Annotated in this window: 23 protein-coding genes and 1 pseudogene; 12 read left to right on the forward strand and 12 right to left on the reverse strand. The window is 68.5% G+C overall.

The window, feature by feature from the left end; genetic code table 11:
• The first annotated feature begins 11 nt into the window (after window positions 1–11).
• The 3 genes from NIBR502771_RS17185 to ybaK are packed head-to-tail and all read left to right on the forward strand — an operon-like array spanning window position 12 to window position 1,940.
• A complete protein-coding gene (locus tag NIBR502771_RS17185) occupies window positions 12–938 on the forward strand; it encodes a sulfurtransferase (RefSeq protein WP_141160759.1) in 927 nt (308 codons plus the stop codon).
• 27 nt (window positions 939–965) lie between these two features.
• Window positions 966–1,418 carry a SufE family protein gene (locus tag NIBR502771_RS17190; protein WP_141160760.1) on the forward strand — a complete coding sequence of 151 codons (453 nt, stop codon included), beginning with the start codon at window positions 966–968 and terminating at the stop codon, window positions 1,416–1,418.
• Window positions 1,419–1,427: 9 nt separating this feature from the next.
• The gene (gene ybaK, locus NIBR502771_RS17195) at window positions 1,428–1,940 is read left to right on the forward strand and encodes a Cys-tRNA(Pro) deacylase (RefSeq protein ID WP_141160761.1); all 513 of its coding nucleotides are present in this window, start codon (window positions 1,428–1,430) and stop codon (window positions 1,938–1,940) included.
• Window positions 1,941–1,963: 23 nt separating this feature from the next.
• Here ybaK and NIBR502771_RS17200 read toward each other — a convergent pair whose 3' ends face one another.
• From NIBR502771_RS17200 to NIBR502771_RS17215, 4 genes and pseudogenes are all read right to left on the reverse strand, one after another.
• On the reverse strand, window positions 1,964–3,727 hold the full coding sequence (locus tag NIBR502771_RS17200) for a multicopper oxidase family protein (RefSeq protein WP_246839716.1): 1,764 nt from the start codon (window positions 3,725–3,727) through the stop codon (window positions 1,964–1,966).
• A 141-nt stretch (window positions 3,728–3,868) separates the two neighbouring features.
• Window positions 3,869–4,668: pseudogene (locus NIBR502771_RS17205) on the reverse strand (SDR family oxidoreductase); the annotation flags it as partial.
• Between the two features lie 32 nt (window positions 4,669–4,700).
• On the reverse strand, window positions 4,701–6,272 hold the full coding sequence (locus NIBR502771_RS17210; protein WP_141160763.1) for a succinic semialdehyde dehydrogenase: 1,572 nt from the start codon (window positions 6,270–6,272) through the stop codon (window positions 4,701–4,703).
• Between the two features lies 1 nt (window position 6,273).
• Window positions 6,274–7,557: a S9 family peptidase gene (locus tag NIBR502771_RS17215; protein WP_141160764.1), complete on the reverse strand. Its 1,284-nt coding sequence runs from the start codon at window positions 7,555–7,557 to the stop codon at window positions 6,274–6,276.
• Window positions 7,558–7,739: 182 nt separating this feature from the next.
• Between NIBR502771_RS17215 and NIBR502771_RS17220 the strand changes: the two genes are divergently transcribed.
• The 9 genes from NIBR502771_RS17220 (at window position 7,740) to NIBR502771_RS17260 (ending at window position 17,831) form a co-directional block, all read left to right on the forward strand.
• Entirely contained in the window at window positions 7,740–8,231 is a 492-nt protein-coding gene (locus NIBR502771_RS17220) for a hypothetical protein (RefSeq protein ID WP_141160765.1), read from the forward strand.
• Window positions 8,232–8,245: 14 nt separating this feature from the next.
• The gene (gene msrB, locus NIBR502771_RS17225; protein ID WP_141160766.1) at window positions 8,246–8,779 is read left to right on the forward strand and encodes a peptide-methionine (R)-S-oxide reductase MsrB; all 534 of its coding nucleotides are present in this window, start codon (window positions 8,246–8,248) and stop codon (window positions 8,777–8,779) included.
• 168 nt (window positions 8,780–8,947) lie between these two features.
• Window positions 8,948–10,315, forward strand: coding sequence for a DUF6421 family protein (locus NIBR502771_RS17230; protein ID WP_141160767.1), 1,368 nt, complete (start codon window positions 8,948–8,950; stop codon window positions 10,313–10,315).
• Entirely contained in the window at window positions 10,312–11,031 is a 720-nt protein-coding gene (locus tag NIBR502771_RS17235) for an SDR family NAD(P)-dependent oxidoreductase (protein WP_141160768.1), read from the forward strand. Before NIBR502771_RS17230 ends, NIBR502771_RS17235 begins: the two co-directional genes overlap by 4 nt.
• Before the next feature lie 43 nt (window positions 11,032–11,074).
• Window positions 11,075–12,172, forward strand: a complete 1,098-nt coding sequence (locus tag NIBR502771_RS17240) for a low specificity L-threonine aldolase (RefSeq protein WP_141161612.1) — start codon at window positions 11,075–11,077, stop codon at window positions 12,170–12,172.
• A gap of 58 nt (window positions 12,173–12,230) precedes the next feature.
• Window positions 12,231–12,923: a DUF3000 domain-containing protein gene (locus NIBR502771_RS17245; protein WP_141160769.1), complete on the forward strand. Its 693-nt coding sequence runs from the start codon at window positions 12,231–12,233 to the stop codon at window positions 12,921–12,923.
• 12 nt (window positions 12,924–12,935) lie between these two features.
• Entirely contained in the window at window positions 12,936–14,270 is a 1,335-nt protein-coding gene (locus NIBR502771_RS17250; protein WP_141160770.1) for an HRDC domain-containing protein, read from the forward strand.
• Between the two features lie 121 nt (window positions 14,271–14,391).
• Window positions 14,392–15,669, forward strand: a complete 1,278-nt coding sequence (locus NIBR502771_RS17255) for an acetyl-CoA C-acyltransferase (RefSeq protein ID WP_141160771.1) — start codon at window positions 14,392–14,394, stop codon at window positions 15,667–15,669.
• Window positions 15,666–17,831, forward strand: a complete 2,166-nt coding sequence (locus NIBR502771_RS17260) for a 3-hydroxyacyl-CoA dehydrogenase NAD-binding domain-containing protein (RefSeq protein WP_141160772.1) — start codon at window positions 15,666–15,668, stop codon at window positions 17,829–17,831. Before NIBR502771_RS17255 ends, NIBR502771_RS17260 begins: the two co-directional genes overlap by 4 nt.
• 12 nt (window positions 17,832–17,843) lie before the next feature.
• Here NIBR502771_RS17260 and NIBR502771_RS17265 read toward each other — a convergent pair whose 3' ends face one another.
• The 8 genes from NIBR502771_RS17265 to dxs form a co-directional block, all read right to left on the reverse strand.
• Complete coding sequence (locus NIBR502771_RS17265) at window positions 17,844–19,433, reverse strand: ABC transporter ATP-binding protein (RefSeq protein ID WP_141161613.1); 1,590 nt, start codon at window positions 19,431–19,433, stop codon at window positions 17,844–17,846.
• Window positions 19,434–19,437: 4 nt separating this feature from the next.
• Window positions 19,438–20,232 carry an energy-coupling factor transporter transmembrane component T gene (locus NIBR502771_RS17270; RefSeq protein WP_141160773.1) on the reverse strand — a complete coding sequence of 265 codons (795 nt, stop codon included), beginning with the start codon at window positions 20,230–20,232 and terminating at the stop codon, window positions 19,438–19,440.
• Between the two features lie 10 nt (window positions 20,233–20,242).
• Entirely contained in the window at window positions 20,243–21,142 is a 900-nt protein-coding gene (locus NIBR502771_RS17275) for an ECF transporter S component (protein WP_141160774.1), read from the reverse strand.
• A 149-nt stretch (window positions 21,143–21,291) separates the two neighbouring features.
• Complete coding sequence (locus tag NIBR502771_RS17280) at window positions 21,292–22,317, reverse strand: nucleoside hydrolase (protein WP_141160775.1); 1,026 nt, start codon at window positions 22,315–22,317, stop codon at window positions 21,292–21,294.
• Window positions 22,318–22,323: 6 nt separating this feature from the next.
• Window positions 22,324–23,301 carry an aldo/keto reductase gene (locus tag NIBR502771_RS17285; RefSeq protein ID WP_141160776.1) on the reverse strand — a complete coding sequence of 326 codons (978 nt, stop codon included), beginning with the start codon at window positions 23,299–23,301 and terminating at the stop codon, window positions 22,324–22,326.
• Between the two features lie 9 nt (window positions 23,302–23,310).
• Complete coding sequence (locus NIBR502771_RS17290; protein WP_141160777.1) at window positions 23,311–23,871, reverse strand: hypothetical protein; 561 nt, start codon at window positions 23,869–23,871, stop codon at window positions 23,311–23,313.
• On the reverse strand, window positions 23,868–24,488 hold the full coding sequence (locus tag NIBR502771_RS17295; protein ID WP_141160778.1) for a DUF402 domain-containing protein: 621 nt from the start codon (window positions 24,486–24,488) through the stop codon (window positions 23,868–23,870). The genes NIBR502771_RS17290 and NIBR502771_RS17295 overlap by 4 nt, the downstream gene beginning before the upstream one ends.
• The gene (gene dxs, locus NIBR502771_RS17300; RefSeq protein ID WP_141160779.1) at window positions 24,485–26,458 is read right to left on the reverse strand and encodes a 1-deoxy-D-xylulose-5-phosphate synthase; all 1,974 of its coding nucleotides are present in this window, start codon (window positions 26,456–26,458) and stop codon (window positions 24,485–24,487) included. The genes NIBR502771_RS17295 and dxs overlap by 4 nt, the downstream gene beginning before the upstream one ends.
• Between the last annotated feature and the right edge of the window lie 72 nt (window positions 26,459–26,530).

The following is a 26,530-nucleotide window of genomic DNA, read 5'->3' on the forward strand; positions in this document are numbered from 1 at the left end:
AAGGCCAAGCCATGCCATACCCGGTTGAACAGAATGAGAAGTTCGCAGCCTACGCCCACCCGGAGCGGCTCGTTTCCACCGACTGGCTCGCGGCCGCCATCAGCAGCGGCGCAGTGGCCAACGGCGACCTCATCGTGGTCGAATCCGACGAAGACGTTCTCCTGTACGAAACCGGCCACATTCCAGGCGCGGTGAAGATCGACTGGCACACTGACCTGAACGACGAAGTTTCCCGGGACTATGTGGACGGCGCGGCCTTCGCCGAACTCGCGGCGTCGAAGGGTATTTCCCGCGACAGCACCGTGGTGATCTACGGCGACAAGTCCAACTGGTGGGCCGCCTACGCCCTCTGGGTCTTCACCCTGTTCGGCCACCAGGACGTCAGGCTGCTGGACGGCGGCCGCGACAAGTGGGTTGCCGAAGGCCGCGAACTGACCAAGGAGCGGCCTGCTCCGGCTCCCGGAAACTACCCCGTGGTGGAGCGCAACGACGCCCCGATCCGCGCCTTCAAGGACGACGTCCTGGCACACCTGGGCACCGGCCCGCTGATCGATGTCCGCTCCCCCGAGGAATACACCGGACAGCGCACCCACATGCCGGCCTACCCGGAGGAGGGCGCCCTGCGTGGCGGCCACATCCCGACGGCAGCCTCCATCCCCTGGGCCCGCGCGGCCGCCGGGGATGGCACCTTCCGCAGCCGGGAAGAGCTGGCCGCCATCTACCTGGGCGAGGCCGGCCTGGCCGAGGGCGACGACGTGGTGGCCTACTGCCGCATCGGCGAGAGGTCCAGCCACACCTGGTTCGCCCTGAAGTACCTCCTGGGCTTCGAGACCGTCCGCAACTATGACGGATCGTGGACCGAGTGGGGGAACGCCGTCCGTGTGCCGATCGTGAAGGGCGCTGAGCGGGGTTCCGTTCCGGTCGTCGTCGGCGCCTGACCACGCCCCCCGCGTAGACTTGGAACGATGACTACTCAAGCTTTGCCTTCCGCCCTGGCGGCAATCGTGGACGACTTCCAGTCCGTGTCCGAACCCGAGAGGCTGCAGCTGCTGCTGGAGTTCTCGGAGGGACTTCCGGAACTTCCGGACCGGCTGAAAGACCACCCTGAGCTCCTTGAGCAGGTTGTGGAGTGCCAGTCGCCGCTGTTCCTCACCATTGAGACGGGAACCAACGACGACGGCGCGGTCCACCTGTTCTTCAAGGCGCCGCCCGAGGCACCCACCACCCGCGGTTTTGCCGGTGTGCTGCACGAGGGGCTGGATGGCCTGACGGCGGCGGAGATCCTGTCCGTGCCCGACGACATGCCGGAACTGCTCGGCCTCACCCGCGCCATTACCCCCCTGCGCATGCGGGGAATGACGGCCATGCTGGGCCGGATCAAGCGCAAGGTCGCCGCCGCATCCAGCAGCCGGGCCTGACCACGCTGCATGGCACGCAGGAACAACTCCCAGGGAACCCCGGCCACAGCGGCACTGACCGCGGCCGGGGTTCCCTTTGTGCTGCATCCGTACACCCATGACCCCTCGGCAGCGAGCTATGGCACGGAGGCCGCCGAAGCTCTGGGGATCGACCCGTCCCGGGTCTTCAAGACCCTGGTGGTGGACGTGGAAGGCAGGCTCGCGGTGGGCATCGTCCCGGTGAGCGGCACCCTTGACCTGAAGGCCATGGCGGCGGCGCTGGGCGCCAGGAAGGCAGCCATGGCCGATCCTGCGGCGGCCCAGCGGCGCACCGGCTACGTACTGGGCGGGATTTCCCCTCTCGGCCAGAGGCAGCCCTCCCCCACTGTCCTGGATTCCAGCGCCGCGGCACTGGACACCCTGTTGGTGTCCGGAGGCCGCCGCGGCCTGGATATTGAGCTGGCCCCGGCTGACCTGGCCAGGCTGACGGGCGCCGTCACCGCGCCCATCAGCTCCCTGGCCGCCGGCAATCCCCGGTCCTGACCACCCGGTCCTGGTACGGGCAGCTACTTGATGGTGTAGCGCTGCATCATGTCGTTGTCCTCGTGCTCCAGGATGTGGCAATGCCACACGTAGTCGCCCTTGAACGATGAGCCAATCGCCAGGGGCTTTCCGCCTGCCGCCCCCGCACCGAAGGGAACCCGGATCCTGGTGACTTCGCCCGGAAGCGCCACCACGGTGTCCTTCCAGCCCTGCTCGTTGGCGGCCGCATCCCTGGGCCGGCCAATAAGGAAACGCTCGACTTCCACCGCTTTGCCCCGTCCCGGCGTGACCAGGCCGGTGCCGGGATCAATGTAGCCGGTCTCCTCCAGGTAGGCGTCCGCATGGAATTTTTGCCGGTTGAGCACCTGGAACTGGGTGAAGTGCAGGTGGATCGGGTGGGCGTCCTCGGTGGTGTTGATGAGCTCCCACTGTTCCAGCGTGTCGCCCTCCACCTCGGTGGTGTCCGGGCTGTCGAACATCCTGTTGTTCAGCAGGGCCATCACGGGAACGCCGTCCGGGTTGGCTACCTCCACGAGCGCCATCCGGCGGATTTTCGCCGGCGCTGCCTCCCGAAGGCTGGTGACTTCCCCGCCCTTGTCCCGCAGCCGGGCAGGCAGGGGCACGGTATAGCCGGTCCGGGACGTCACGGTGAACTGCATGACCTGCGGGAGCGGGATGGCGCCGCCCGCCACGGATTCCGGCCCGTCCGGGTACGGCACCCGGGCGCTGTTGCGCAGGACCACCCGCGATCCGGCCCGGAGCCCGGCAAAGTCCACTACGAGATCCGCCCGTTCCCCCGGGCCAATCACCAGCCGGTCCAGCCGGACGGGCGCGTTGAGGAGCCCGCCGTCGGACCCGATCTGGTGGAAGGCCAGTGCCGGGCCGCCGGCGTCGAACGTGAAGTCGTAGAACCGGGCGTTGGAGCCGTTGAAGACGCGGAAGCGGTACCGGCCTCGGGCGACATCGAGGTTCGGCCGGACTTTGCCGTTGACCGTCGCCACGTCCCCGAAGAACTCGGGCGCCCAAGGGCGCGGGGCCCCGTCCGGGCCCTTCAGGTCCGGGTTTGGCGGGTAGGCTAGCGTACCGTCGGGGTTGAACATCTTGTCCTGGATGATCAGCGGCACCTCGTACGGCGGTGGCGGAAGCTGCGTGCCGTCCCCGGTGTCGAACCCGTCCCTGAGCAGGTAGCTGCCGGCAAGTCCTGCGTAGACGTTCAATCTGGTCATTCCAAGCGCGTGGTCGTGGTACCAAAGCCCGGCAGCATCCTGGTTGTTGGCGTAGTGGTACGTGTAGGAATCGCCGGGCGCAAAGGCCTGGTCCGGGCCGCCGTCCGACTGCGGGCTGACGTTGCCGCCGTGCAGGTGTACTGACGTCCGCGGCCGCTTCGCATCGTTGCTGCCGCGGGGGACCAGCTCGCTGTCGATGGCGGAAGCCAGGGGATGGCCTTCGGCTGCGTTGCGGACCTTCAGCTCAAACGGAACTCCTCTCCTGGCGATGATGACGGGCCCAAGGTAGGTCCTCGACGAGCCGGCCTCCTGGTAGGCCAGGGTATTCGCCGGGCCCATGTTTTCCTGGAACCGGTGGGAGGCGTTACGGACCCACAGCGCGGTACGGCCCCCGCCCCGCATGTCCAGGACGCCCAGCTCGGCCAGGGTGGGCAGTTGCTCGGTGAACATGGCCTGCTGGCCGGCCGCAGGACCGCGCGCCGCGGCTGCAGATATGCCGGGCGGGGCCAGGAGTCCCGCCCCGGCCACAGCGCCGGCCTGTAACAGTTGTCGTCTTGTCATGCGCATTTCGGGGCCCCATTTCTTCGCAGGTTTCCCCCCTTGAGCAGCAGGATAGACCTCTGCGCCGGCCTGTCACAGGGTCACGGGCCCCCGCACAAAGCTGCGGACCTACCCCGAATGTCCTCTGGTCCGGCCCGGGGCGCGGCCGGTGAAGTGGTCCATGGTCCGGTTGACTCCCAGGACATCCATGAGCCGGTCAAAGACGCCGACCGGAAGCACCCGCAGGACCGGGAGCAGGTTCACGAGGGCGGCAGGACCAACTTCCGGTGCCCGGCCTCGATCGCGTCGAGGACCCTGGCTGCCACGTCCTCTTCCTCGAGGATGGGGAGCAGGAGGGGCCAGCGGGTCCGGACGCCGTCGAACATCCCGGTGTTGATGTAGAAAGGGCACACCACCAGCGTGTTGACGTCCGCGCGGTCCGCCCGGAGCTCCGCGCGGAGTGACTCGTTGAAGCCGACGGCGGCGAACTTGCTGGCGGAGTAGTCCGTCTGCCGGGCGACTCCCACCAGGCCGGCGGCACTGGCGACGGTGACCACGGTGCCGCGCCGGCGCCCTACCATCCCGCCCAGGAAAGCGCGCGTGACCCAGTACAGGGCCAGGACGTTGACGTTCATGGTCCGTTCGATGGCGTCTTCCGTGGCATCGAGGAGCCGCTGTCCGCTGACTACGCCCGCATTGTTGACCACGACGTCCACCGTGCCTGCCTCTGCCGCGGCAGCCTTGACCGCGTCCCGGTCAGTCACGTCCACGTACTGGGCGTCGGCCTGTCCGCCGGCCGCCCGGATCTCGTCGCGCACCGCTGCGCCCGCCGCCGCATCCACGTCCCAGATCAGCACCCGGCTCCCGCGCCGGGCGGCGCCGAGCGCCATGCGGCGGCCCAGCCCGCTTCCGCCTCCAGTGACCAGCAGTGTTGCGCCGGCAAGTCGGGTTCCTTTGGCCATCCCAGTTCTCCTTGGGTTTTCTTCTGACTGCGTCAGCGGTTTCGGGGCAGGCGGCCCATCAGCGTGATGGCGCCTTTCATGATCCGCGCGTAGGCGTGGTTGGACATTCCCCGGGCAGGGGCTACCGGGAGCAGCCGCTGCACGGAGATGGTCTGCGGTTCCGTGTATTTGAGGATGCCCTCCCGGCCGTGGCGGCGGCCGGCACCGGAGTCCTTCATGCCCCCGATCGGAGCATCATGGGATGCCCAGGTGGCGGCGTAGCCTTCGTTGACGTTGACAGTCCCGGTCAGCAGCTTTCGGGCCACCTCTTCGCCATGGCCGGCGGACCAGACGCTGGCGTTGAGCCCGAATTCCGAATCGTTGGCCTGGGCGACTGCTGCATCATCGTCCGCGGCACGGTAGACGGCGACCACCGGCCCGAAGGTCTCTTCCCTGGCCAGGAGCATGTCGTCCGTGATCCCCGTCAGGACGGTCGGCTCATAGAACAACGGGCCCAGGTCCGGCCGGCGCCGTCCGCCTGTGAGCAGCCGCGCGCCTTTGGCGAGCGCATCCTGGACATGGCGGTCCACCCGCTCCACCTGTGCCGCGCTGATGAGGGACCCCATGCCAATCTCCCAGTCCGGCCCGGCGCCCATGCGGATCCCCTCCACCTTGGCGGTGAACGCCGCAAGGAACCTGTCATGGACGTCGGCGTGCACGTAGATCCGCTCGATGCTGACGCAAAGCTGCCCTGAGTTGGAGAAGCAGGCGTACACGGCACCGGCGGCTGCCTTGGCTATGTCGGCGTCCGCCAGTACCAGCATGGGGTTCTTCCCGCCCAGTTCGGCGGAGAAGCCGATCAGCCGTTCCGCGCACTGCCTGGCGACGGTCTTGCCGGTTTGGGAGGATCCGGTGAACATCAGGAAGTCCACCTGCCCGATCAGGGCAGGGCCTATGGAGGTTCCCGGCCCGGTGACGATCCGGAACAGGTCCTCCGGAAGGCCTGCCTGCCTGAGGAGTTTGAGCATCAGCAGCGCCGTGAAGGGCGTCTGTGAGTCAGGTTTCAGGACGATGCCGTTGCCCGCGAGCAGGGCCGGGATGGCGTCCGAAACGGCAAGGGTCAGTGGATAGTTCCAGGGGCTGATGACCCCTACCACCCCCTTCGGAATACGGTATTCGGTGGTGCGGGTCAGGACCGGAGCCGCGCCCTTGCGCCGGCGTGGGCGCAGGTGCCGCCCGGCGTTGCGTTCGTAATAGCGGGCTGTGAGGATGACGTCCGCGAACTCCTCGAAGGCGCTAAGCCGGGACTTGCCGCTCTCTGCCTGCACCAGGTCAAGGATGTCCTGCTCCCTGTCCAGCAGCAGCGCAACGAACCGCGCCACCACGGCACGGCGTGCGGCCAGGGAGCGGGCCGCCCAGAGCTGCTGCGCCGTCCGGGCAGTCTCGACGGCGGCCCCGACGTCGTCCTGCGTGCTGATGGGTACTTCGCCAAGCAGGGTGCCGTCGAAGGGGGCGTGCGAGGCCTGGACCGGCCTGCCCGGGGATGACGCCACCAGGGCCGCCAGGCCTGCGGCCAGTTCCCTGCCACGGTCGGTTACGGCTCCCGCCGGACGTTGTTTCGGCACCTTACGCTCCCGCGGGCGTCGGGCGGGCCGGCGTGTTCGAGTTAAGGCCCGGGTCCGGGCCGGATCCCGGGTTGAGGCGCGGCGCGAGCTGCTGGCGCAGCCACGCCTTCACCAGCCGCTCCCAGCGCTCGGGGTCCACGTTCCATTCCTTGGTGTGGCGGGCGTGGTTGAACGTCTCGAACGTGACCATCTCCGGGTTCCGTTCGGCCAGCAGGGCCGAGGGTCCGTACGGCACGTACTCGTCGTCGACGCTGTGGATGATCAGGCTGGGCGTCCTCAGCTCCACGGCGCGGGAGACCCAGTCCATGACTTTGAGGTCCACTGGCGCCGAGAGACCCGTGAGCCGCCGTCCCAGCGGGTGGCCCAGCATCAGCTGCCCATACTTGCCCACCAGGGACGGAATCCGGTTCAGCTGCGCATGGTGCGCCAGCACCGTCACCCAGTCAATGACCGGCGCGTCCAGCACCATCGCCCGGATCAGGTGGCGGTAGCGGGAGAGATCGGCGGTCTGCAGGCAGATGGCCCCTCCCATGGACCAGCCGAACAGGACAACTTCCTCGGCACCGTTGGCCAGGGCATACCCGATGGCGGCTTCAATGTCCTGCCACTCGGTGGACCCCAGGCCGTACCGTCCGTCGTCCGCCGAGGGCGCCAGCCCGTCATTCCGGTAGGACACCAGCAGGCTGGTCAGGCCCAGTTCCAGGGCCGGCCCTACCGCCCGGAGCGCTTCCTGGCGGGTTGCCCCGCGGCCGTGCACCATGATGGCCCAGGTCCGCGCGGTTCCCTTGGCGCGGACCAGCCAGGCGGGGGCTTCACCGCGTTCAACGGGGACCAGGACGTCCTCGGCCGGAATTCCGGCGGCGGCCGGGTCCGGGTAGGTGGCCCCGCTCCACCAGCCCCAGCGTGCAGTGGAAAGATCCCCGCTGTAGACGGCTTCCACCTCGCGCAGCACCGTCCGGTCCGCCGGCGAGTAGGAAACGATGCGGCCGATGCGCGCATGCCCCTTCCCGCCGTCGAAAAAGAATCCATAGACCCCGTCCACCGTGGTGTCCTCATTGGCGGCCAGGATCACCTGCTGCTTTTGCCCGTCGCGGATCACGGCCAGGACTTCCTTGTCCGCCGTCCGCTGACGGGCAGGGGTGATGACCCGGCGCGCGAAGTACACGGCGAGCGCCGAGGAGCCGGCCCCCAGCAGGCTCGCCACCGATCCCCCGGCGATGGCTCCCCCAATGGCCCACTTGGCTCCCGGCGACACGCCGCCGGTATCCCTGGAAGGTGCAGTCATTGCAGGGCGCGCTCGCCGGAAAGGTGCCATGTGACTATTGTTACCGGCACCGCCGCAGATGCCTGCATTCGGGAACCGGACGGGAACGGCGCGGCAAGGTCAAGGCGGAACCGGAAGTGGGCCGGAACCGGCGGAATGGCCAGTCAGTGCATGTGGCACGCGGGCGGGACTAGGCTAAGGCCATGAGTGATCCCATCGTCATCCTGACTGAAGAACCCCTCGGCGCGGACGACCGCCTGAACATTGAACGGCTGGTGGACGGCGCGGACAGCCGCCTGGTGGTCCTGGTGCCGGCGAACACAGAGCGCCACCTGCTGGTGGACTTCCTCGAGAACCTGTCCATGCTGGACGTTGCCAAGGCTTTCCGCGAACTGGCGGCACGCAACCCGGACGCCGCCGCAGAGCGGGCCCAGGCCGGCGAGACCCTGGCCGCTTCGCTCGCAGCGCTGCAGGGACTGGGCTCGGACGTGACCGGCCAGGTGGTGGACGGAAAGGCAGTGGACGCCCTGGTGGCCAAGGTCCGGGAAACGGGCGCCTCGCAGGCAGTGGTGATCACCAGGCCGCACGCCGTGGCCGATACCTTCCACACCGACTGGGCCAACAAGGCCCAGGACCAGCTCGGAGTGCCCGTGCTCCACCTCTATGCAGGTTCGGGATTTATCGGCGACTCCTAGGCGTTGGTAAAACTATGAGCATCTTTGGAAACAGCATCTTCGGCAACAAGGCACCGGGCGTCGACGGCGGGACACGGCAGGGCACCGCGCAGGAGGCTGCGGCCCAAGCCGGGTCCGTCGGGAAAAGTGATGCCCAGTGGCGTGAGGAACTGACCCCGGAGGAATACCACGTCCTGCGGCAGGCCGGCACGGAACGGCCCTACACGGGAGAGTACTGGGATACGCACACGGAGGGCACGTACCAGTGCCGCGCCTGCGGCGCCGAGTTGTTCACGAGCAACGAGAAGTTCGATTCCCATTGTGGCTGGCCGTCCTTCTGGGCTCCCCTGGCCGAGGGCAAGGTCCGCTACATCCACGACCGGACGCTCGGCATGGAAAGGATCGAAGTCCGGTGCGCCTCCTGCGGCTCGCACCTGGGCCACGTGTTCGACGGCGAGGGTTACGGCACCCCCACGGACCAGCGCTACTGCATTAACTCCGTCTCCCTCCGGCTCGTCACCAAGGATGAGACGGAAAACCAGGGGGCAGACCATGGGGCGCAGGGCTAACGGGGCGTAGCCCTGGATCCACGGATCCCACAGCCAAAGCACGGTCTCGATCCAGCCGGCAACGGCACTAGGCTAAGTTCTGCTTATGCAAAGGCCAGCCGGGCATAAGTCTTACTGGTTGCTTGCTACGCTCGCCAGAGAAGCAAGCAACCAGAAAGGCAGCCGACGATGACAGAGACCCTGACCACCGCCATTACCGGTATTTCCGCGCAGAACCAGGACTGGCTGCGGCTCAAGGGCGCAGCCACCGCCCTCCAGGCCCTCCAGGTCCAGGACGGATCAATTCTCGAGGCGGCGGACCACGCGACAGCTGCACGCCACGTGGAAACCATCGTGGACGCCGTCACGGCCCTCTCCCCTGCCTTTCCGCACGATGCCGCCTACCTCGAGGCCGCGTGCGCTGATTTCCGGGCATGGGCCGCGGGCGGATTCGCCGTTCCGGACTTCCTGTCCTCGCTGCTGGCGTTCCAGCCACAGGAACAGCGCCGCGACGGCCTGCAGCACCTGGTGGTGTTCCCCATGTACACCCAGAACGGCAGCAGCAGCCGGCTGGTGGAGGCCGTGCTGGTGGAGGTGATCTGGCCGGAGTTCATCGCGGGCCTGGAAGCCGGCGGGTACTCCAACAAACTGTTCGTCCCCATCCGCTTCGTGGACTTCACCCCGGGCTACGACACCAACTCGGCCGTGCTCTTCCCCGAGACCGTGGCTGTCAGCCGGACCCCCACTTTCACGTGGGGTGCCATCTTTGCTGACCGGGAAGCTGCCCGGTTCCGCCGGGTACTCAAGGCCGCCGCGGAGATCACCTCCCTGGAACTCCCGGCGGGCGCCGCGGAACTGCTCGTTGACCAGGACCTCACCGAAGCGACCTTCGTCATGTGGGACCTGATCCACGACCGGACGCACATGCGCGGCGACCTGCCCTTCGATCCCTTCATGATCAAGCAGCGGATGCCCTATTTCCTGTACTCGCTGGAGGAACTGCGCTGCGACCTCACCGCCTTCCGCGAATCCGTCCGGATCGAAAAAGACGATGACGCCGACCCCGAAGCCCGCCGGCACGCCAAGCTGGTCCAGTACGCCATCATCTTTGACCGCATTTTCCGCTTTGCCATCACCGGCAGCCGCGTCCGCAACTACGACGGCCTCGGTGGCCAGCTCCTGTTCGCCTGGCTGCACCAGCAGCATGTGCTGCACTGGACGGACACACGGCTTACCATCGATTGGGATGAGGTGGCCGACGCCGTGATCGCCCTCGGAGCCGGCATCGACGATCTGTACTGGCGCTCCATCGACCGGCCCAAGACCGCCCACTGGCTGGCGGCCTACCAGCTGGTATCGGCCACCGTCACCCCCAACCCGGCCTCCGTGTGGGCCAAGGGCCCGGACGCGCTGCCGCTGGCGGGGACGCCCCGCGGCCTCACGGACCAGGTCCTGGACGACGAATTCCCGCTGTCCATGTTCTACGAAGCATTGGAGAAGAAGATGCGCCCCGTCATCGAGTCGACCGCCGGCATCACCGGCCACTCCGCCCTGTGACCGGCCCCGGCGCTGCCCGCGTCCTGGTCACCGGCGGCAGCGGGCCGTCCGGCGTCGCCGTTGCGCGTGCCCTCGCTGCCGCGGGCCACCGCGTGGCCACCGTGGGATCGGACCACGCCCGGATCGCGGCGGCGGCAGAGAAGGCGGGCGACGGCGTCGCCCCCTTCACGTGCGACCTCGCGGATTTCGACGGCGTCCGGCAGCTCCGGGAGCAGCTCGGCGGAGCCTTCGGGCCGGTTGACGCGGTGATCCACCTGGTGGGCGGCTGGCGCGGAGCCAAGGGCATCGCCGATCAGTCCGACGAAGACTGGGACTTCCTGGAACGCGGGGCGGTCACCACGCTCCGGAATGTCTCACGCGTCTTTTTTGACGATATCGCCGCGTCGCCTGCCGGCAGGTTCGCCATGGTGTCCTCCACCGCACTGGACAAACCCACCGCGGCGGTGGCCAGCTACGTGGCGGCCAAGGCGGCCGCGGAGGCCTGGACCATTGCCATGGCGGACGGCTTCCGCCGCGCCTCCGGGGACGGCGGGAGCCTTGCCGCTGCCACCATCCTGGTGGTCAAGGCACTGGTTGACGACGAACTGCGCCGCGCCCACCCCGAGCGGAAGTTCCCCGGGGCCACGGACGTGGCTGACCTGGCTGCCGCCGTCGTCCGGCTCTTCGACACCCCGGCGGCCGGACTCAACGGCGCCCGGCTCAGGCTGGCCGACTGAGCGTGGCCGTGACTGTACCTAGACTGAAAGCGTGAACAACCCCATGACCACCACAGCAGAAACAGGCTCGGCGCTCCGGCTGCACGATCCGAACGTGCGCGGCTTTGCCTCCGACAACTACTCCGGCGTCCACCCCGAGGTGCTGGCAGCCCTGGCCGCCGCCAACGAGGGCCACCAGGTGTCCTACGGCGAGGACGACTACACCGCGCGGCTCCAGGAACTCATGGTGGACCACTTCGGCCCGGGCATCGAATGCTTCCCCGTCTTCAACGGTACCGGCGCCAACGTCCTGTCCCTGCAGTCCATGCTCCCCCGCTGGGGCGCCGTGGTATGTGCGTCCACCGCGCACATCAACATGGATGAAAACGGGGCACCCGAGCGCATCGGCGGCATGAAGCTGCTGCAGGTCCCCACCCCGGACGGCAAGCTGACCCCGGAGCTGATTGACCGGGAGGCCTGGGGCTGGGGCGACGAGCACCGCGCCCAGCCGCTGGCAGTGTCCATCACCCAGACGACGGAACTGGGCACGTGCTACACCCCGGAGGAAGTGCGCGCCATCGCCGACCACATCCATGCCAAGGGCATGAAGCTGCACATGGACGGTGCCCGGCTCGCCAACGCGGCCGCCCACCTGGGCGTTCCCCTGCGGGCCTTCACCAAGGACGCCGGCGTGGACATCCTCTCCTTCGGCGGCACCAAGAACGGCCTCCTGTTCGGCGAAGTGGTGGTGGCCCTCAATCCCGAGGCAGCCCACGGCCTGGTCTACCTCCGCAAGATGAATATGCAGCTGGCGTCCAAGATGCGTTTCATGTCTGCCCAGTTCATCGCCCTGCTCGAAGGGGGGCTCTGGCTGCGCTCCGCTTCGCACGCGAACGCCATGGCAGCCCGGCTGCGTGCCGCCGTCGACACCATCGAGGGCGTCCGCCCCACCCAGAAAACCGAATCAAACGGCGTCTTCGCCATCCTTCCGCCCGGCGTGGCGGACAGGCTGCGCACTTCCTTCAGGTTCTACGACTGGGATGAGGCAGCAGGGGAGGTCCGCTGGATGTGCTCCTTTGACACCACGGAGGAGGATGTTGATGCGTTCGCCGCTGCCATCCGCCGTGAGCTGCGGGATTACCGGGACGGACGGGCAGGGTGACCGGCCGTTGACGGCGAGCCTTCCTCCCCGGCCGCGCCCCGCCCCGTAATCTGCCAAGGTGAACGCACTTGACCAGGTTCCCCCGGATTTTCTCCACGCCTTGGGAACCCTCAGGAAAGCCCGGTGCCGGAAGGAACTGCGCCTGGCCGAGATCCCTGCCCCCGCGCGGCTGGCCCCCTTCGCCGTCGCGCTGGGCGCTGAAGTCATGGCGCCCGGCACCGGTGCCCCTTCGACGCCGGTCCACGGGCCGGCGGCCCTGGCTTTCGCCGCGGCCGGCGGTCCAGCCGGGGCCGGAACTGCGGACGAGGACGGGACCGAACTCGCCACCGGACGTTTCATCCTCCTGCATGACCCGGACGGCTCAGCGGTCTGGGACGGCGAGTTCCGCATCGTGACCTACATCCGGGCCGAGCTGGAACCGGAAATGGGCAACGACCAAATGCTGGGCACCGTGGCATGGACGTGGCTGGTGGAAGCGCTGGAAAACCACAAGGCCCCGTACCGGGCGGCCGGTGGCGCGGCCACCCGCGTCCTGTCCGAAAGCTTCGGCACCCTGGCCGGCCGGCCGGGGTCCATCGACATCGAGCTCCGGGCCTCCTGGACGCCGGGTTCCTCCGATGTGCAGGCGCACCTGGAAGCCTGGTCCGACATGGTGTGCACGTTCGCAGGCCTGCCGCCGCTGCCCGACGGCGTCACGGCCCTGCCGCCCCGGCGGCGGGGCCAGCCGAACGGTTTCGGGGCAGCCCGGTAAACTGGGGGCATCATGACCCCAAACATTCCGGAAAACACCACAGCCGGCGTCCCGGCTGCTGCTGCCGCGCCCCACATCACGGTGGAGGGCTTTGACAGTCCCATCCCCGAAATCATCGATCTCGACGCACCCCGGGACGGCGTTCCCCTGGTCATCGAAACCCAGTCCGGCCTGGAACGCTGCGCCGCCGCCATCGCCGCCGGCACCGGGCCGGCCGGTGTTGACGCCGAACGCGCCTCCGGGTTCCGCTACGGCCAGCGCGCCTTCCTGGTCCAGATCCGGCGCGAGGGCGCAGGGACCTGGCTGATCGACCCCGAACCGTTCGGGAACCTGGACATCATCAACGACGCCCTGCGCGGGGTCGAATGGATCCTGCACGCTGCCAGCCAGGACCTCCCCTGCCTGTCCGAACTCGGGATGTGGCCGGACAAGCTTTTCGATACCGAACTCGCCGCGCGCCTGGCCGGGCTGCCCCGGGTGGGCCTGGCGGCGGTCATCGAACAGCTCCTGGGATTCGGGCTTGCCAAGGAGCACTCAGCGGCCGACTGGTCCACCCGCCCCCTGCCCGAACCGTGGCTCCGGTACGCCGCCCTGGACGTCGAGGTCCTCACCGAGCTGCGTGAGGAACTCATTGAGCTGCTCCAGGCCGACGGGAAGCTGGAATATGCCGAGCAGGAGTTTGCCGCCATCCTCGAAGCCGGCATCGCTCCGCCCCGGGTGGACCCCTGGCGGAAAACCTCCGGCCTGCACCAGATCCGGGACCGCCGCCAACTGGCTGCGGTCCGCGAATTGTGGCTGGAACGCGACTCCCTGGCGCAAAAACGCGACGTGGCGCCTGGCCGCCTCATTCCCGATTCGGCCCTGGTGGCTGCCGCGAAGGCGATGCCGGCCACTGTCCCGCAGCTTCTGGGCACCAAGGGATTCCATGGACGCGCCGCCCAGCGCGAGGCTCCGCGCTGGCTGCGCTGCATCGCCGCTGCACGGGACATGCAGGAACTCCCACCGCTGCACCTGGCCACCAACGCCCCACCGCCGCCGAGGGTCTGGGCAGACCGCGATCCGGAGGCGGCTGCCCGCCTGGGCACGGCCAGGCCCCTGCTGCAGGCAAAAGCCGAGGAGCTGAACCTGCCGCTGGAGAACCTGCTGACACCCGATTACCTGCGGCGGGTGGCGTGGCGGCCTCCTGCAGACGTCAGCGAGGACTCGATTGCTGCTGAGCTGCGGGCCCTCGGTGCGCGCAAGTGGCAGGTGGAACTCACCGCCCCGCTGATCTCCAGCGCCTTCCTGAACCCGCAGCCATTGCCGCCCAAGGAACCCAAACCCGTCGCAGTGGCCGGCGGCCAGTAACCTTCCTGGACCAAGCCCTTGCAGGCTAAGTTACTCACGAGTAACATCGGTGTGACCGACGCTTGGCTGCTGCCGCACTCCGGCATGCACCGGCGCGCCACATCTCGATGAGGAGTTACACGTGAGCCAGCACGGAAGCGGCGCATCTACGCGCACTGTCCGCGACGTCGTCTTTGTGGACGGCATCCGCACACCCTTCGGCAGGGCCGGCGAGAAAGGGATTTACGCCGGGACCCGGGCCGATGACCTGATCGTGAAATGCATCCGCGGCCTGCTGCGCCGCAACCCGTCGCTGCCCGCCGGGCGGATCGACGAGGTGGCCATCGCCGCGACCACCCAAACAGGCGACCAGGGCCTTACCCTCGGCAGGACAGCCGCACTCCTGGCCGGCCTTCCACGGACTGTTCCCGGCTTCGCCATCGACCGCATGTGCGCCGGCGCGATGACCGCTGTCACCACCACGGCCGGCGGCATCGGCTTCGGCGCCTACGACGTGGTGGTTGCCGGCGGAGTGGAACATATGGGACACCACCCCATGGGCTCCGGCGCCGATCCGAACCCCCGGTTCATGTCCGAACGGCTGGTGGACCCGGCAGCCCTGAACATGGGCAACACCGCGGAGAACCTCCACGACCGGTTCCCCGCCATCACCAAGGAACGCACGGACGCCTACGCCGTGGCCTCGCAGGACAAGCTGGCCGCCGCCTACCAGGACGGCCGGATCCAGCCGGACCTGGTTCCCGTTGCTGCCCGCAGGCCCGGAGAGGGCTGGACGGTCCACAGCAAGGACGAACCGCCCCGGCCCGGCACCACCCTGGCCGACCTTGCCGGCCTCCGCACCCCCTTCCGCGCCCACGGCCGGGTCACCGCCGGAAACGCCGCCGGCCTGAATGATGGCGCAACCGCTGCCGTCCTGGCCTCCGCTGATGCGGCCGCCGAACTTGGCCTGCCGGTCAAGATGAGGCTGGTCAGCTACGCTTACGCAGGAGTGGAGCCGGAGGTCATGGGCATCGGACCTGTGCCGGCCACGGAAAAAGCCCTGAAGAATGCCGGACTGACCATCGATGACATTGGCCTGTTCGAAATCAACGAGGCCTTCGCCGTCCAGGTCCTCAGTTTCCTGGACCACTACGGCATCTCCGACGACGACCCCCGGGTTAACCGCTACGGCGGGGCCATCGCCGTAGGCCACCCCCTGGCGTCCTCCGGCGTCCGGCTGATGATCCAGCTGGCCCGCCAGTTCGAGGAAGACCCATCGGTCCGCTACGGGATCACCACCATGTGCGTGGGTCTTGGCATGGGCGGCACTGTGATCTGGGAGAACCCGAACCACCCCGACTACAGTGGAACTCCCGCCGGGGAGACCGCTGCTACCGCTTCCGAAGGAGCCATGGCATGAGCGCCGCAGATTACCGCACGTTGGCGGACCTCTTCCCCAACGAAACCGTGACCCACTCCTACGTCCAGGACATCGCCCTGCCGGGAACTGCAGGGAAGCCCAGCCCGGGAACCTTTGCCCTGGTCACCCTCGACAACGGCCTGGACCACACCAAGCCCACCACCCTTGGCCCCAACACCCTCGTGGAGCTCGGCACGGCGCTTGAAGGCCTGCGGGAACGCGCAGCCCGCGGCGAAATCGTGGGCGTGGGCGTCACCGGCAAGCCGCACTACCTCGTGGCCGGGGCGGACCTCTCCGCCGTGAAGTCGCTCGAAAAGCGCGAACACGGACTGTGGATGGCGCAGCTGGGCCACGACGTCTACGCCACCCTTGCCAACCTGGGCGTCCCGAGCTTCGCCTTCATTAACGGCGTCGCACTGGGCGGCGGCCTGGAGATCGCGCTGCAGTCCACGTACCGCACGGTCTCCACGGGGGCCAGCGCCCTGGCCCTGCCGGAAGGTTTCCTGGGCCTGGTTCCGGGCTGGGGCGGCGTGTACATCCTCCCCCGCCTGGTGGGTCCGGAAAACGCGGTCAAGGTCATGATCGAGAACCCGCTGAGCAACAACCGGACACTGACCGGTGCACAGGCATTCGGCATGGGAATCGCGGACGCCGTCTTCGAGCCTGCCGACTTCCTGGAGCAGTCGCTGGCCTGGGCCGCGGGAGTCATCTCCGGCGACGTGGTCCCGGAGCGGCCCAACGCCGTCGACCCCGCCTCACCGGAGGCTGCCGCCCGCTGGACCGCCGCCGTGGCCGCGGGGCGGAAGTTCGTGGAGGGCAAGACCTCCAACGCCTCTCCGGCCCCCGCCAAGGTCCTGGACATTCTCGAAGCCAACCGCACCATGACCGCCGCGGAATCCGCGGCCCTGGAATGCGAAACCCTGGCCGACCTGATGCAGACCGATGAGTTCCGGTCCACCGTCTACGCGTTCCTCGACCTGGTGCAGAAGCGCGGCAAGCGGCCCGCCGGCGCTCCGGACCGAAAACTGGCCCGGCCTGTCACCAAGGTGGGCGTGGTGGGCGCGGGCCTGATGGCCGGCCAGCTGGCACTGCTCTTCGCGCGGCAGCTGAAAGTACCGGTGGTCCTGACCGACATCGACCAGGCCCGGGTGGACAAGGGTGTGGCCTACGTCCATGGCGAGGTGGACAAACTCCTGGCGAAGAAGCGCGTCAGCCCGGACGCCGCCAACCGCACCAAGGCGCTGGTGACCGGCTCGGTGTCAAAGGAAGCCTTCGCGGACGCCGACTTCGTGATCGAGGCCGTCTTCGAGGAACTGCACATCAAGAAGCAGGTCTTCGCCGAACTGGAGGCCATCGTGTCGCCGGAGTGCATCCTGGCCACCAACACGTCATCGCTCTCGGTGACGGAGATGGCCGCGGACCTCAAGCACCCGGAGCGCCTGGTGGGCTTCCACTTCTTCAATCCGGTGGCCGTCATGCCGCTGCTGGAGATTGTCCGTGCCCCGCGGACCGACGACGCCGTGCTCGCGACCGCCTTCGAGCTGGCCAAGGCCCTGAAGAAGACCGGTGTGCTGGTCAAGGATGCGGCCGCGTTCGTGGTCAACCGCATCCTGCTGAGGCTCATGGGCGAAGTGACGGCAGCCTTCGACGAGGGCACCCCGGCGGAGGTTGCGGACGCCGCGTTGCGGCCCATGGGGCTGCCCATGACGCCGTTCACGCTGCTGGCCATGGTGGGCCTGCCCGTGGCGCAGCATGTCCAGGAGTCCCTGAACGCCGCCTTCGGTGACCGCTTCCCGGTCTCCGATAACCTCAAGAAGCTCATCGACAACAACGTCAAGGCACTCTGGGATACCGCGCCGGACGGTTCCCGGACCATCCCCCAGTCCACGCTTGAGCTGCTGTCCTTTGGCTCCAGCCCGTCCACCGCGGAGCAGGTGCTGCACCGCGTCCAGGATGCCCTGGCGGAGGAAATCGGCCTGATGCTGGACGAAGGCGTCGTCGCCGGACCCGAGGACATCGACCTGTGCATGATCCTGGGCGCGGGCTGGCCCATGTTCCTGGGCGGCATCACGCCGTACCTGGACCGGGTGGGTGCATCGGAGCGGGTCAACGGCAAGCGTTTCCTGCAGCCCGGCATCGCGTCGAGCAAGTCCCGGGACTAGGCGCAGCGGCGGTCAGGCGGGGTGCAGCCGGCCGCCGTCGAGCGCCAGGATGCGGTGCGCCGCCGCGTGTGCATAGCCCAGGTCATGGGTGACCAGCACGACGGCGGCGCCCGAGTCCGCTGCCGAGCGCACGGCAGCGTCCAGCAGGGCCAGCCCGTTCCCGTCCAGCGCAACGGTGGGTTCATCCAGCGCCAGGACGGCGGGCCGGCGGGCCAGGACGGTGGCCAGGGCCAGCAGCCGCTGGGCGGACGCGGGAAGCTCGGCCGGATGCTCCCGGGCCGCATCCGCCAGGCCAACAGCCTGGAGTGCCGCGCCGGCGCGCTCCACCGCCAGGGCCGGCCCATACAGGCGGTCCAGGCCGAACCCGACCTCCCGCAGCACGGTCCGTTCGAACAGTTGGTCGCGGGGCTGCTGGAACAGCAGGCCCACGGACGCTGCTGTTTTTCCCACTGGAGCTCCGGCAATGTCACTGCCGCGGACCAGCACAGTCCCTGAAGTGGGGCGCAGCAGCCCGTTGAAGTGCCGCAGCAGGGTGGACTTGCCGGCACCGTTGGGCCCGGTGACAGCCACGATTTCGCCCGGGTGGACTGCCAGGTGGACGTCGGCCAGCACCATCGCCCGGCAGCCAGGTTCCCGCCTCCGGTGCCTGAATCGGGCTACCGGAGCGTCCGGGTAGCCAAAGGACACGTCCCGCAGCTCCAGCGCTGCAGGCTTCGCTGGCGGCATCTGCCCCGGGCGGCTGGACGTTGCGGCGGTGGATGGCCTTGTGGCCTGGATGCCGCCGGGCCACCGGATGGCTGGCGGCAGCAGCCCGGAGCCAGGGCGCATCGCCGCGGGAGGCCCGCCGCCGGCGAGCCTGCCATCCGCGAGGACCAGCCACGTGCCGGCTTCCAGCAGCAGCGCGTCAACAGCCTGGCTGAGGATGACGACGGCGGTCCCACCCCTGATCAGCTCACGGACCAAGGACGCCAGCTCGTTGGTCCCTGCCGCGTCCAGGGAGGCGAAGGGCTCGTCCATGACCAGCACCGGGGGCCCGGGGATGATCGCGCAGCCGATGGCCAGCCGCCGCAGCTGGCCGCCGGACAGCCTCGCGGGGTCCTGGCCCAGCAGGCTGCCAAGTCCGAGCAGGCGGGCGGTCCGCTCCACGGCGGCTTCCATCCCGGCACGGTCCATGCCGGTGTTTTCCAAACCAAACGCGAGCTCCTCGGCCACCGTGGCCCGGACTGTGGAGAGGACGGCGGCAGGGTCCTGCGGCACGAACCCCACGTGCCGGCCCCACTGGGCCGGATCAATCCGCGGGTCCCCCGGTCCGCCGTCGAACTCCAGCCGCGTACCGGCCAATTCGAGGAAGCCTGCCAGCGTGCCGTGCCCACCCGGTGGCAGCCAGCCGGACAGCAGCCGGCCCAGGGTTGACTTGCCGCTTCCGGATGCGCCGAGGATGGCCGTGAACGAGCCCGGTGGACACGAAACAGTGATATCCCGCAGGACAGGGGCGGGCGCCTCGTGGAAGGTGAAGTCCCTGATGCCGGCAGCCAGGACGGGAGCGGACGCACTGCCGGCTTTGCCGTCACTGTTGGGAATGCCGGAGCCGCCCGTGACCATGTGTTCAGCCACCCGTACCTGCCAGGACCACACGGACAACCACGGAGGCCAGTGCCAGGAGCACCAGGACGGACCGTGCCGCCCGCTGCAGCGTGGAATCCGGCACCATCCGGTAACTGGTCCGCGGCCCGGCGTTGCCCAGCCCACGGGCCTCCAGGGCAGCAGCCCGGGTACCCGCATCCTCAATCAGGGAGAGGACCAGCGGAATGGCCTGCAGCCGGAACGCCGCCGCCCTGGAGACCAAACTCCGGGAGATGACCAAGCCCCGCGATTCCTGGGCCTGCCGGATACTGCGTGCCCGCCCGGCGATGGCCGGAAGCAGGGTCAGCGTGGATGCCAGCACGAAAGCGAACCGGCCCTGTACGCCCCGGGCAGACAACGCCGCCACCAGGTCCGGGACCCTGACACTGAAGGAAAACACCAGCAGGGCCATGACGACGGCGGCCAGTTGCAGGGTGCGTTGCCCGGCAAAGTCCAGGCCCTCTGCCGTGATGCGTGCAGGCCCCCACGCTGCCAGCACTGTCCTGCCTTCCGGGAAGAACAGCCCGTGCAGGACCAGCAGGGACAGGCCGAGCGGAACCATGACCGCCGCCGCCGCCGGCAGCACGCGGTGTGCCGTCCCCGCAGCCAGTGACAGGACAATGCACGCGGCAACCACGGTGAGGGACCACGGCCAGCTTGCCGCCGCCGTCGTCATGACTGCCGTGCTGCCTGCGACGGCGAAGGAGGTCAGCGGGTTGAGCCGCTCCCGCCCCGCCGTTGCCGGTGCTGCCGGGTTGCCTGCCGGGGGTGCCGTCACGGTGCCCGGGTCAGCCGTTCAGTGATGAATCGTTGGCCGGCCCGGACCCATTCCCGTGGGCGGGTGCCGGCGCTGAAGCGTCCACCCGGGTTCCCTCCGGCGTCGAAGCAGGGTTGGTGCCGGCGAGCACCCGGTGGCGCCGGATGAAGGGGAACTGCTGGCGCGCCCGGCGGGGCAGCGCGTAGACCAGGATGGCCACGATGGTGAACACGATGGCCTTGTCCATGGGGTCGGACAGCAGTGCCTGCTTGGTGATGGCCGCCAGGAGGGTGTCCCCCATGGCCCGGAAGGCGCTGACGATGGCGCCGGTGGCCACGCCCGACGTTCCGCCGAAGACGAAGGCTGCCACGGGGGCGGACACCACACCGGCAATGATGCCGGTGATGAAACCCGCCACTGGTGCCAGGTAGAACCGGCGGAAGAGGCCGTAGCGTGCCGCGAGGCCGGCCAGGCAGCCGATGAGCGCGGCGCCAGCGGCGAACGGCAGCACCGTGGGGTTGAAGAAGGACCAGACGATGCTGCTGAGGGCGCCGGTGGCGGCACCGGCGGCCGGCCCGGCCAGGACGGCGATCAGCACGGTGCCGATGGCGTCGAGGTAGAAGGGAACAAGGGTGCTGCCGACGAATTGTCCCAGCACGATGTTCAGGACCAGTGCGACCGGGATCAGCACCAGGGTGGACGCCGGCAGGGTGGGCAGCACGGCAATGATCAGCAGGACCGCCCCTGCCAGGAACCCGGTGAGGGCGATCAGGGCCGACGCGCTTCCCGGGCCGCCGGTGATGTCTGCCGGCTGGTTGAGGACCAGGTAGACGTAGGTGGCCGCGATGGCCAGGGCGCCAAGGATCTCCAGCAGCCTGCGGCGTGCCGCGGGGCGTTCCTGGGACGGGAGCGTCAAAGAGGGCGATGACATGGGGAATGTTCCTTTGGGTGCAGGCGGTGGGCCCGGCAGTACCGGGCCGGAGTGTGGCTGCCTATGTCACCTCGGCAGAATCCGGCGGCAACTGCGCCGGGCCGGTCCGGAGCCTATTCTACCGGCGATTGCCCACGGAGGGGCGTTCCTCAGCCCACGCGGCGGGCCAGGCTTCCGACGGCGGACACGAGTTCGCGGAACGCCTGCTCCGGGTTGTTGCCGGACACGACCCGCGCGTTTGGGGGTGCTCCCCACAGTCCGCGGAAGTCGGCCACGGTGGTTCCCATCAGGAGCGGGGAGTCCGTTTCGACGTCTACGGTGGCTGGGCGGGCGGTGTACTCGAGCGTGCCCGCGGCCACCCCGGCCGCAAAGAAATCGTGGACGTGGGCCAGGTAGCCCTGGTCGTAGTGCCGGTGGAACTCGAAATAGAAACGCAAGGCATCGGACAGGTGCCTGACCAGGGTGTTGCCGGAGGTGCTGCGGAGCCCCTCCGGGTCCCCCGGGAGGACCAGTTCCGGAGCCGCGGCGCCTGCCGCCCGTGCCAGCGCCTCAACGTGGGCCGGGTGCAGTTCCATCCGCTCGGTGGTGTCCAGGGAGCAGACGATGGGTAGTTTCTCCGGCTGCCGTCCCCGGTACGCGGCGTAGACCTCCTTGGCCGCATGGGGGTCCACATGGGTGTTCCACTCGGCGGTGGGGGTGGTGTTGCCCTGGTGGTAGAAGCTCCCGCCCATGATCACCACCTTGGCAAGGAGGTCGGGGAGCTCCGGTTCCCGCCGCAGTGCCAGGGCGAAGTTGGTCAGCGGCGCCGTGATCAGGGCGGTGAGCTCACCCGGCCTGGCGCGGGCGTGTTCGATCCACAGGTCAACGGCGTTCCGCGCCGAGACCTGTCCGGCGGGCCCGGGCAGCACCGCGTAGCCGATCCCCTGCGGCCCATGGGTTTCGGGTGTGGTGGTGAGCGGAATGGACAGCGGCCCGCGCGCCCCGATGGCCACCTCGACGCCCGGCCTGCCGCACAGCTCCAGCAGTGCCAGGGTATTCCGGGCCACCTGGTCGGCATCGACGTTGCCGGGGGTGGCCGTGACCGCCACGAACTCCGTGTCCGGGAGCGCGGCAAGGTAGGCAAGGGCAAGGGCGTCGTCGATGCCGGTATCGACATCAAGGAGGTAGGCGGGCATCGTGGCCTAGAACAGCGCGACCTTGGGCACGGCGGGGAAGATGTCGTCGAGGGTGGCGATGTCCTCCGGGGTGGGGGTCCAGTTCGCGGCTTCGGCGTTTTGCCGGACCTGCTCCGGCCGGGTGGCGCCGGCGATGACGCTGGCCACCGAGGGCTGGGCGGCGAGCCAGGAGAAGGCCACCTCGATCTCCGTGAGGCCGCGTTCCTTCGCGAAGGCGCTGTACCTGCCCAGTTGGTCCCAGTCGGCGTCGTCCACCATGTTGGTGCGGGTGTGGCTGAGCCGCGACCCTTCGGGGGCGTGGCCCGGGGAGTACTTGCCGGTGAGCAAGCCGTTGGCCAGGGGGAAGTAGGGCAGGACGCCCAGGCCGAACTCCTCCGCGGCCGGGGTCACTTCCAGCTCGGCCCGGCGGTCCAGCAGGTTGTAGTGGTTCTGCGATGAAATGAACCGGGAAGTCCCCAGTTCGCGGGCCACGTATTCAGCCTGGGCGATCTGCCACCCGGAGCGGTTGGAGTGGCCGATGTAGCGGACCTTGCCACTGCGGACCAGGGTGTCCAGCGCTGACAGGGTCTCGTCGATGGGCGTCAGTGGGTCCGGGGTGTGGAACTGGTAAAGGTCGATCCAGTCCGTGTCCAGGCGCCGCAGCGACGCTTCGGCTGCCTGGATAATGTACCGCCGGGAGCCGCGGGCACCGAAGTCGGGGCCGTTGGCGCCCCGGGTGTCCATTCCGAACTTGGTGGCGACGACGACGTCCCCGCGCCGGCGGCCGAGCGCCTTGCCGAGCATGGTTTCGCTGAGCCCGGGTTCCTTGCCGTAGTTGTCTGCGACGTCGAACAGGGTAATGCCGGCGTCGATCGCGGCGTTCACGACGGCGTCCGTTGCGTCCTGCGACTCGGTGGCGGTGTTGGCGCGGCCCAGGTTGTTGCAGCCCAGGCCTACGGTGGAGACCGTCAGCCCTGATTCTCCAACACGGCGGTAACTGGTCACGAACGTCTCCTAGAGGCTGAAGCTGCTGGCGGGCTTGGCGGAATGCTTGAGTTTGTAATGGTCCGGCTGGCTGTACGGGGCAGCCCCGATGCTGAGCTTGGTGAAGTCGAGGTCCTCGTTGCGGGCGCAGACCTTGATGGCGCTGACGGCCTTGTTCACATCCGGGCACAGGCAGAAGATGTTGAGCTTGTAGTCGGTGAATTCGGAGCGTTCCACCGTTCCCAGGCCGCGCCAGGCCAGGTGGCTGACCAGGGCGTCCTTGGCCTTCTGTTCAAGGCGGCGGTCACGGTCGGTGCCGTCCTTGGTCTTGAGGGCGAACTGGGCCACCACCCAGGACTGCTCCTCGTTGGGGACCTCAGCGTAGCCGTCCTCGGCGCACTGGGCTGCGAAGGCGTCCAGGAGGCCGTCGGCAGCGGCGGCGTCGGGGACATCGGTTTCCTCGGTCTTGCTCTGGTGACCCACGGCACCGAAGTTCATGACGAACTGGGAGTATTCCTCGTCAAACCAGGCCTCCCTGAAGTGCAGGGCGCCGTCGTCGTCGCGCTTGTAGACCCTGACAATGCCGCTCATATGGTGCGTCCTTTGGTAAACCATTCGACGTCGGTGCCGTCGAATGGCGCGTGCTGTGCCTTCACGGCGTGGTAGAGCCCGTCTGCGGCAGCCTGGATATCCTCGATCAGCCGCTGGGGGTAGTGCATGGAGACGCTGTGCGCCGCAAACTCGTCCTGGTCGTCGATGAAGACGCCGCGGGCCTCGGTCCGGATGACGTCCAGATCCATGTCGATCACATGGAACTCGGTCACGGCAGGCCGGATGTGTGTCCACTCATGGCCTACCGCGAGGTCGATGTAGACCCGCACTCCACCGGGGTGCGCGGAGTCGTAGAACGTGGCCACCCAGTCCCCCTGCCGTGGCACCAGCAGGACAGCGTCCGAGCGCGTATAGAACGCAGCGCCTGGGCGGGAGCAGAATTCGTTGGTTCCCTGGAAGATCCACCATCCGTGCCGGTCCTCGCCGAGGTACCGCCCGGGGACCACCCAGTGGGCTTTGCCGTTCCATTTCCGGTTCCTGGAGACCACCAGCTGGCCCGGCTCCAGACCATTCGGAACCCGCGTGGTGGTGGTGTGCAGGACTGGTCCGGACTCCCCCGCCGGCCCGGGATACTTCAGCTCGTCTCCGTCCCTCACAGGATCGGAAGGCTGCCGGTGGTGGGGTGCTGCTGCCCGGGGAGGGGCCGCGCGAAGGGGACCTTGGTTCCCAGGACCTGCGCGACGACGTCGTGCGTGATCTGCTGGGCGGTCAGCCCAACCCGCTCCAGCACTTGGTTGCGGGTGCCATGGTCCAGGAACTCCACGGGCAGGCCTACCTCGTTCAGTGCCGTATCCACGCCGGCAGCGCGCATCTCCTGCCGGATGCGGGAGCCGACGCCGCCCGCGCGGACGCCGTCTTCGATGCAGATGACCAGGCGGTGGTGCGAGGCCAACGCGATGATCGAACGGCGGACGGGGAGGACCCAGCGGGGGTCCACCACGGTGGTGCTGATGCCCTGCGCGCCGAGCCGGTTGGAGACGTCGAGGGCCAGTTCGGCCATGGCGCCCACGCTGACGATCAGTACGTCGTTCTCGGTGGAACCTGACGGCCGGCGGGCCAGGATGTCCACGCCGTCGCTGAGCCGTTCCACTGCCTCGACGGCCGGGCCGACGGATCCCTTGGAGAAGCGGACAACGCTGGGCGCGTCGTTTATGGCCACAGCTTCACGCAGTTCCTCCCGGAGCCGGGTGGCGTCGCGGGGCGCGGCGAGGTGCAGCCCGGGGACGATCTGGACCATGGCCATGTCCCACATGCCATGGTGGCTGGCGCCATCCGGGCCGGTAACGCCGGCGCGGTCGAGGACGATGGTGACGCCTGCCTTGTGGAGGGCCACGTCCATGAGCAGCTGGTCGAAGGCCCGGTTCAGGAACGTGGCGTAGACGGCCACCACCGGGTGCAGGCCGCCGAAGGCCATGCCTGCGGCGGCGGTCAGCGCGTGCTGTTCCGCGATGCCGACGTCGATGACGCGCTTAGGGTGCTTGGCGGCGAACTTGTGCAGGCCCACGGGAATCAGCATGGCTCCGGTGATGCCCACGATGTCGTCGCGTTCGTCGGCGATGGCTGAGATCTCGTCGGCAAACACCGAGGTCCAGGACTGGGCGCCGCCGGTACCGGTGGGCTCGCCGGTTTCGGGGTCGATGATCCCCACAGCATGGAATTGGTCCGCTTCGTGGGCACGCGCGGGCGCGTAGCCGTGGCCCTTCTCCGTCATGGCATGGACGATCACGGGACCGCCGTAGTTCCTGGCGGTGGACAGTGCGTGCTCCATGGCCTGGAGGTTGTGGCCGTCCACCGGGCCGATGTATTTCATGCCGAGGTCCTCGAACATGCCCTGCGGCGCCCACCAGTCCTTGATGCCCTTTTTCATGGCGTGCAGGCTCTTGTAGGTGAACTGCCCCACGGGGCCGCCGTCCTGCAGCTTCTTTTTCCACCAGTCGAGCGCGCCTTCGTAGGCCGGGGCGGCGCGGAAGGAGTCGATGGTGGGGCGCAAGGACGCCAGGTAGTCGGCGAACCCGCCGACGGTGGGGGCGTAGGAGCGGCCGTTGTCGTTGACGACGATGACCACGCGGCGCTTCTTGTCCGCCGCGATGTTGTTGATGGCTTCCCAGGCCATCCCGCCGGTGAGGGCGCCGTCGCCGATGATGGCGACGACGTGCCGGTCACCTTCCCCCGTGAGCTGGCGGGCGCGGGAGATACCGTCCGCCCAGGACAGGGATGACGACGCATGGGAGCTTTCCACGATGTCGTGTTCCGATTCCGCCCTGTCCGGGTAGCCGGAGAGGCCGCCTTCCTGGCGGAGCGTGCTGAAGTCCTGGCGTCCGGTCAGCAGCTTGTGGACGTAGGACTGGTGCCCCGTGTCAAAGACGATGCTGTCGCGGGGAGATTCGAAGGTGCGGTGCACGGCAAGGGTCAGTTCCACGACGCCGAGGTTGGGCCCGAGGTGGCCGCCCGTCTGGGAGACGTTCGTGATCAGGAAATCCCTGATCTCCGAGGCCAGCTGTTCCAGCTGTTCCTCGGTCAACTCGTTCAGGTCCTGCGGATTCCGGATGGTGTCCAAGATTCCCAATGACCCCTCCTTCGGGTGGTAGACGTGCCGTTTAACTCTAACGCCTTGGCTTGAATGCAAAGCCGAAGCCCC

Source organism: Pseudarthrobacter sp. NIBRBAC000502771 (assembly GCF_006517215.1).
Lineage (GTDB): Bacteria > Actinomycetota > Actinomycetes > Actinomycetales > Micrococcaceae > Arthrobacter > Arthrobacter niigatensis.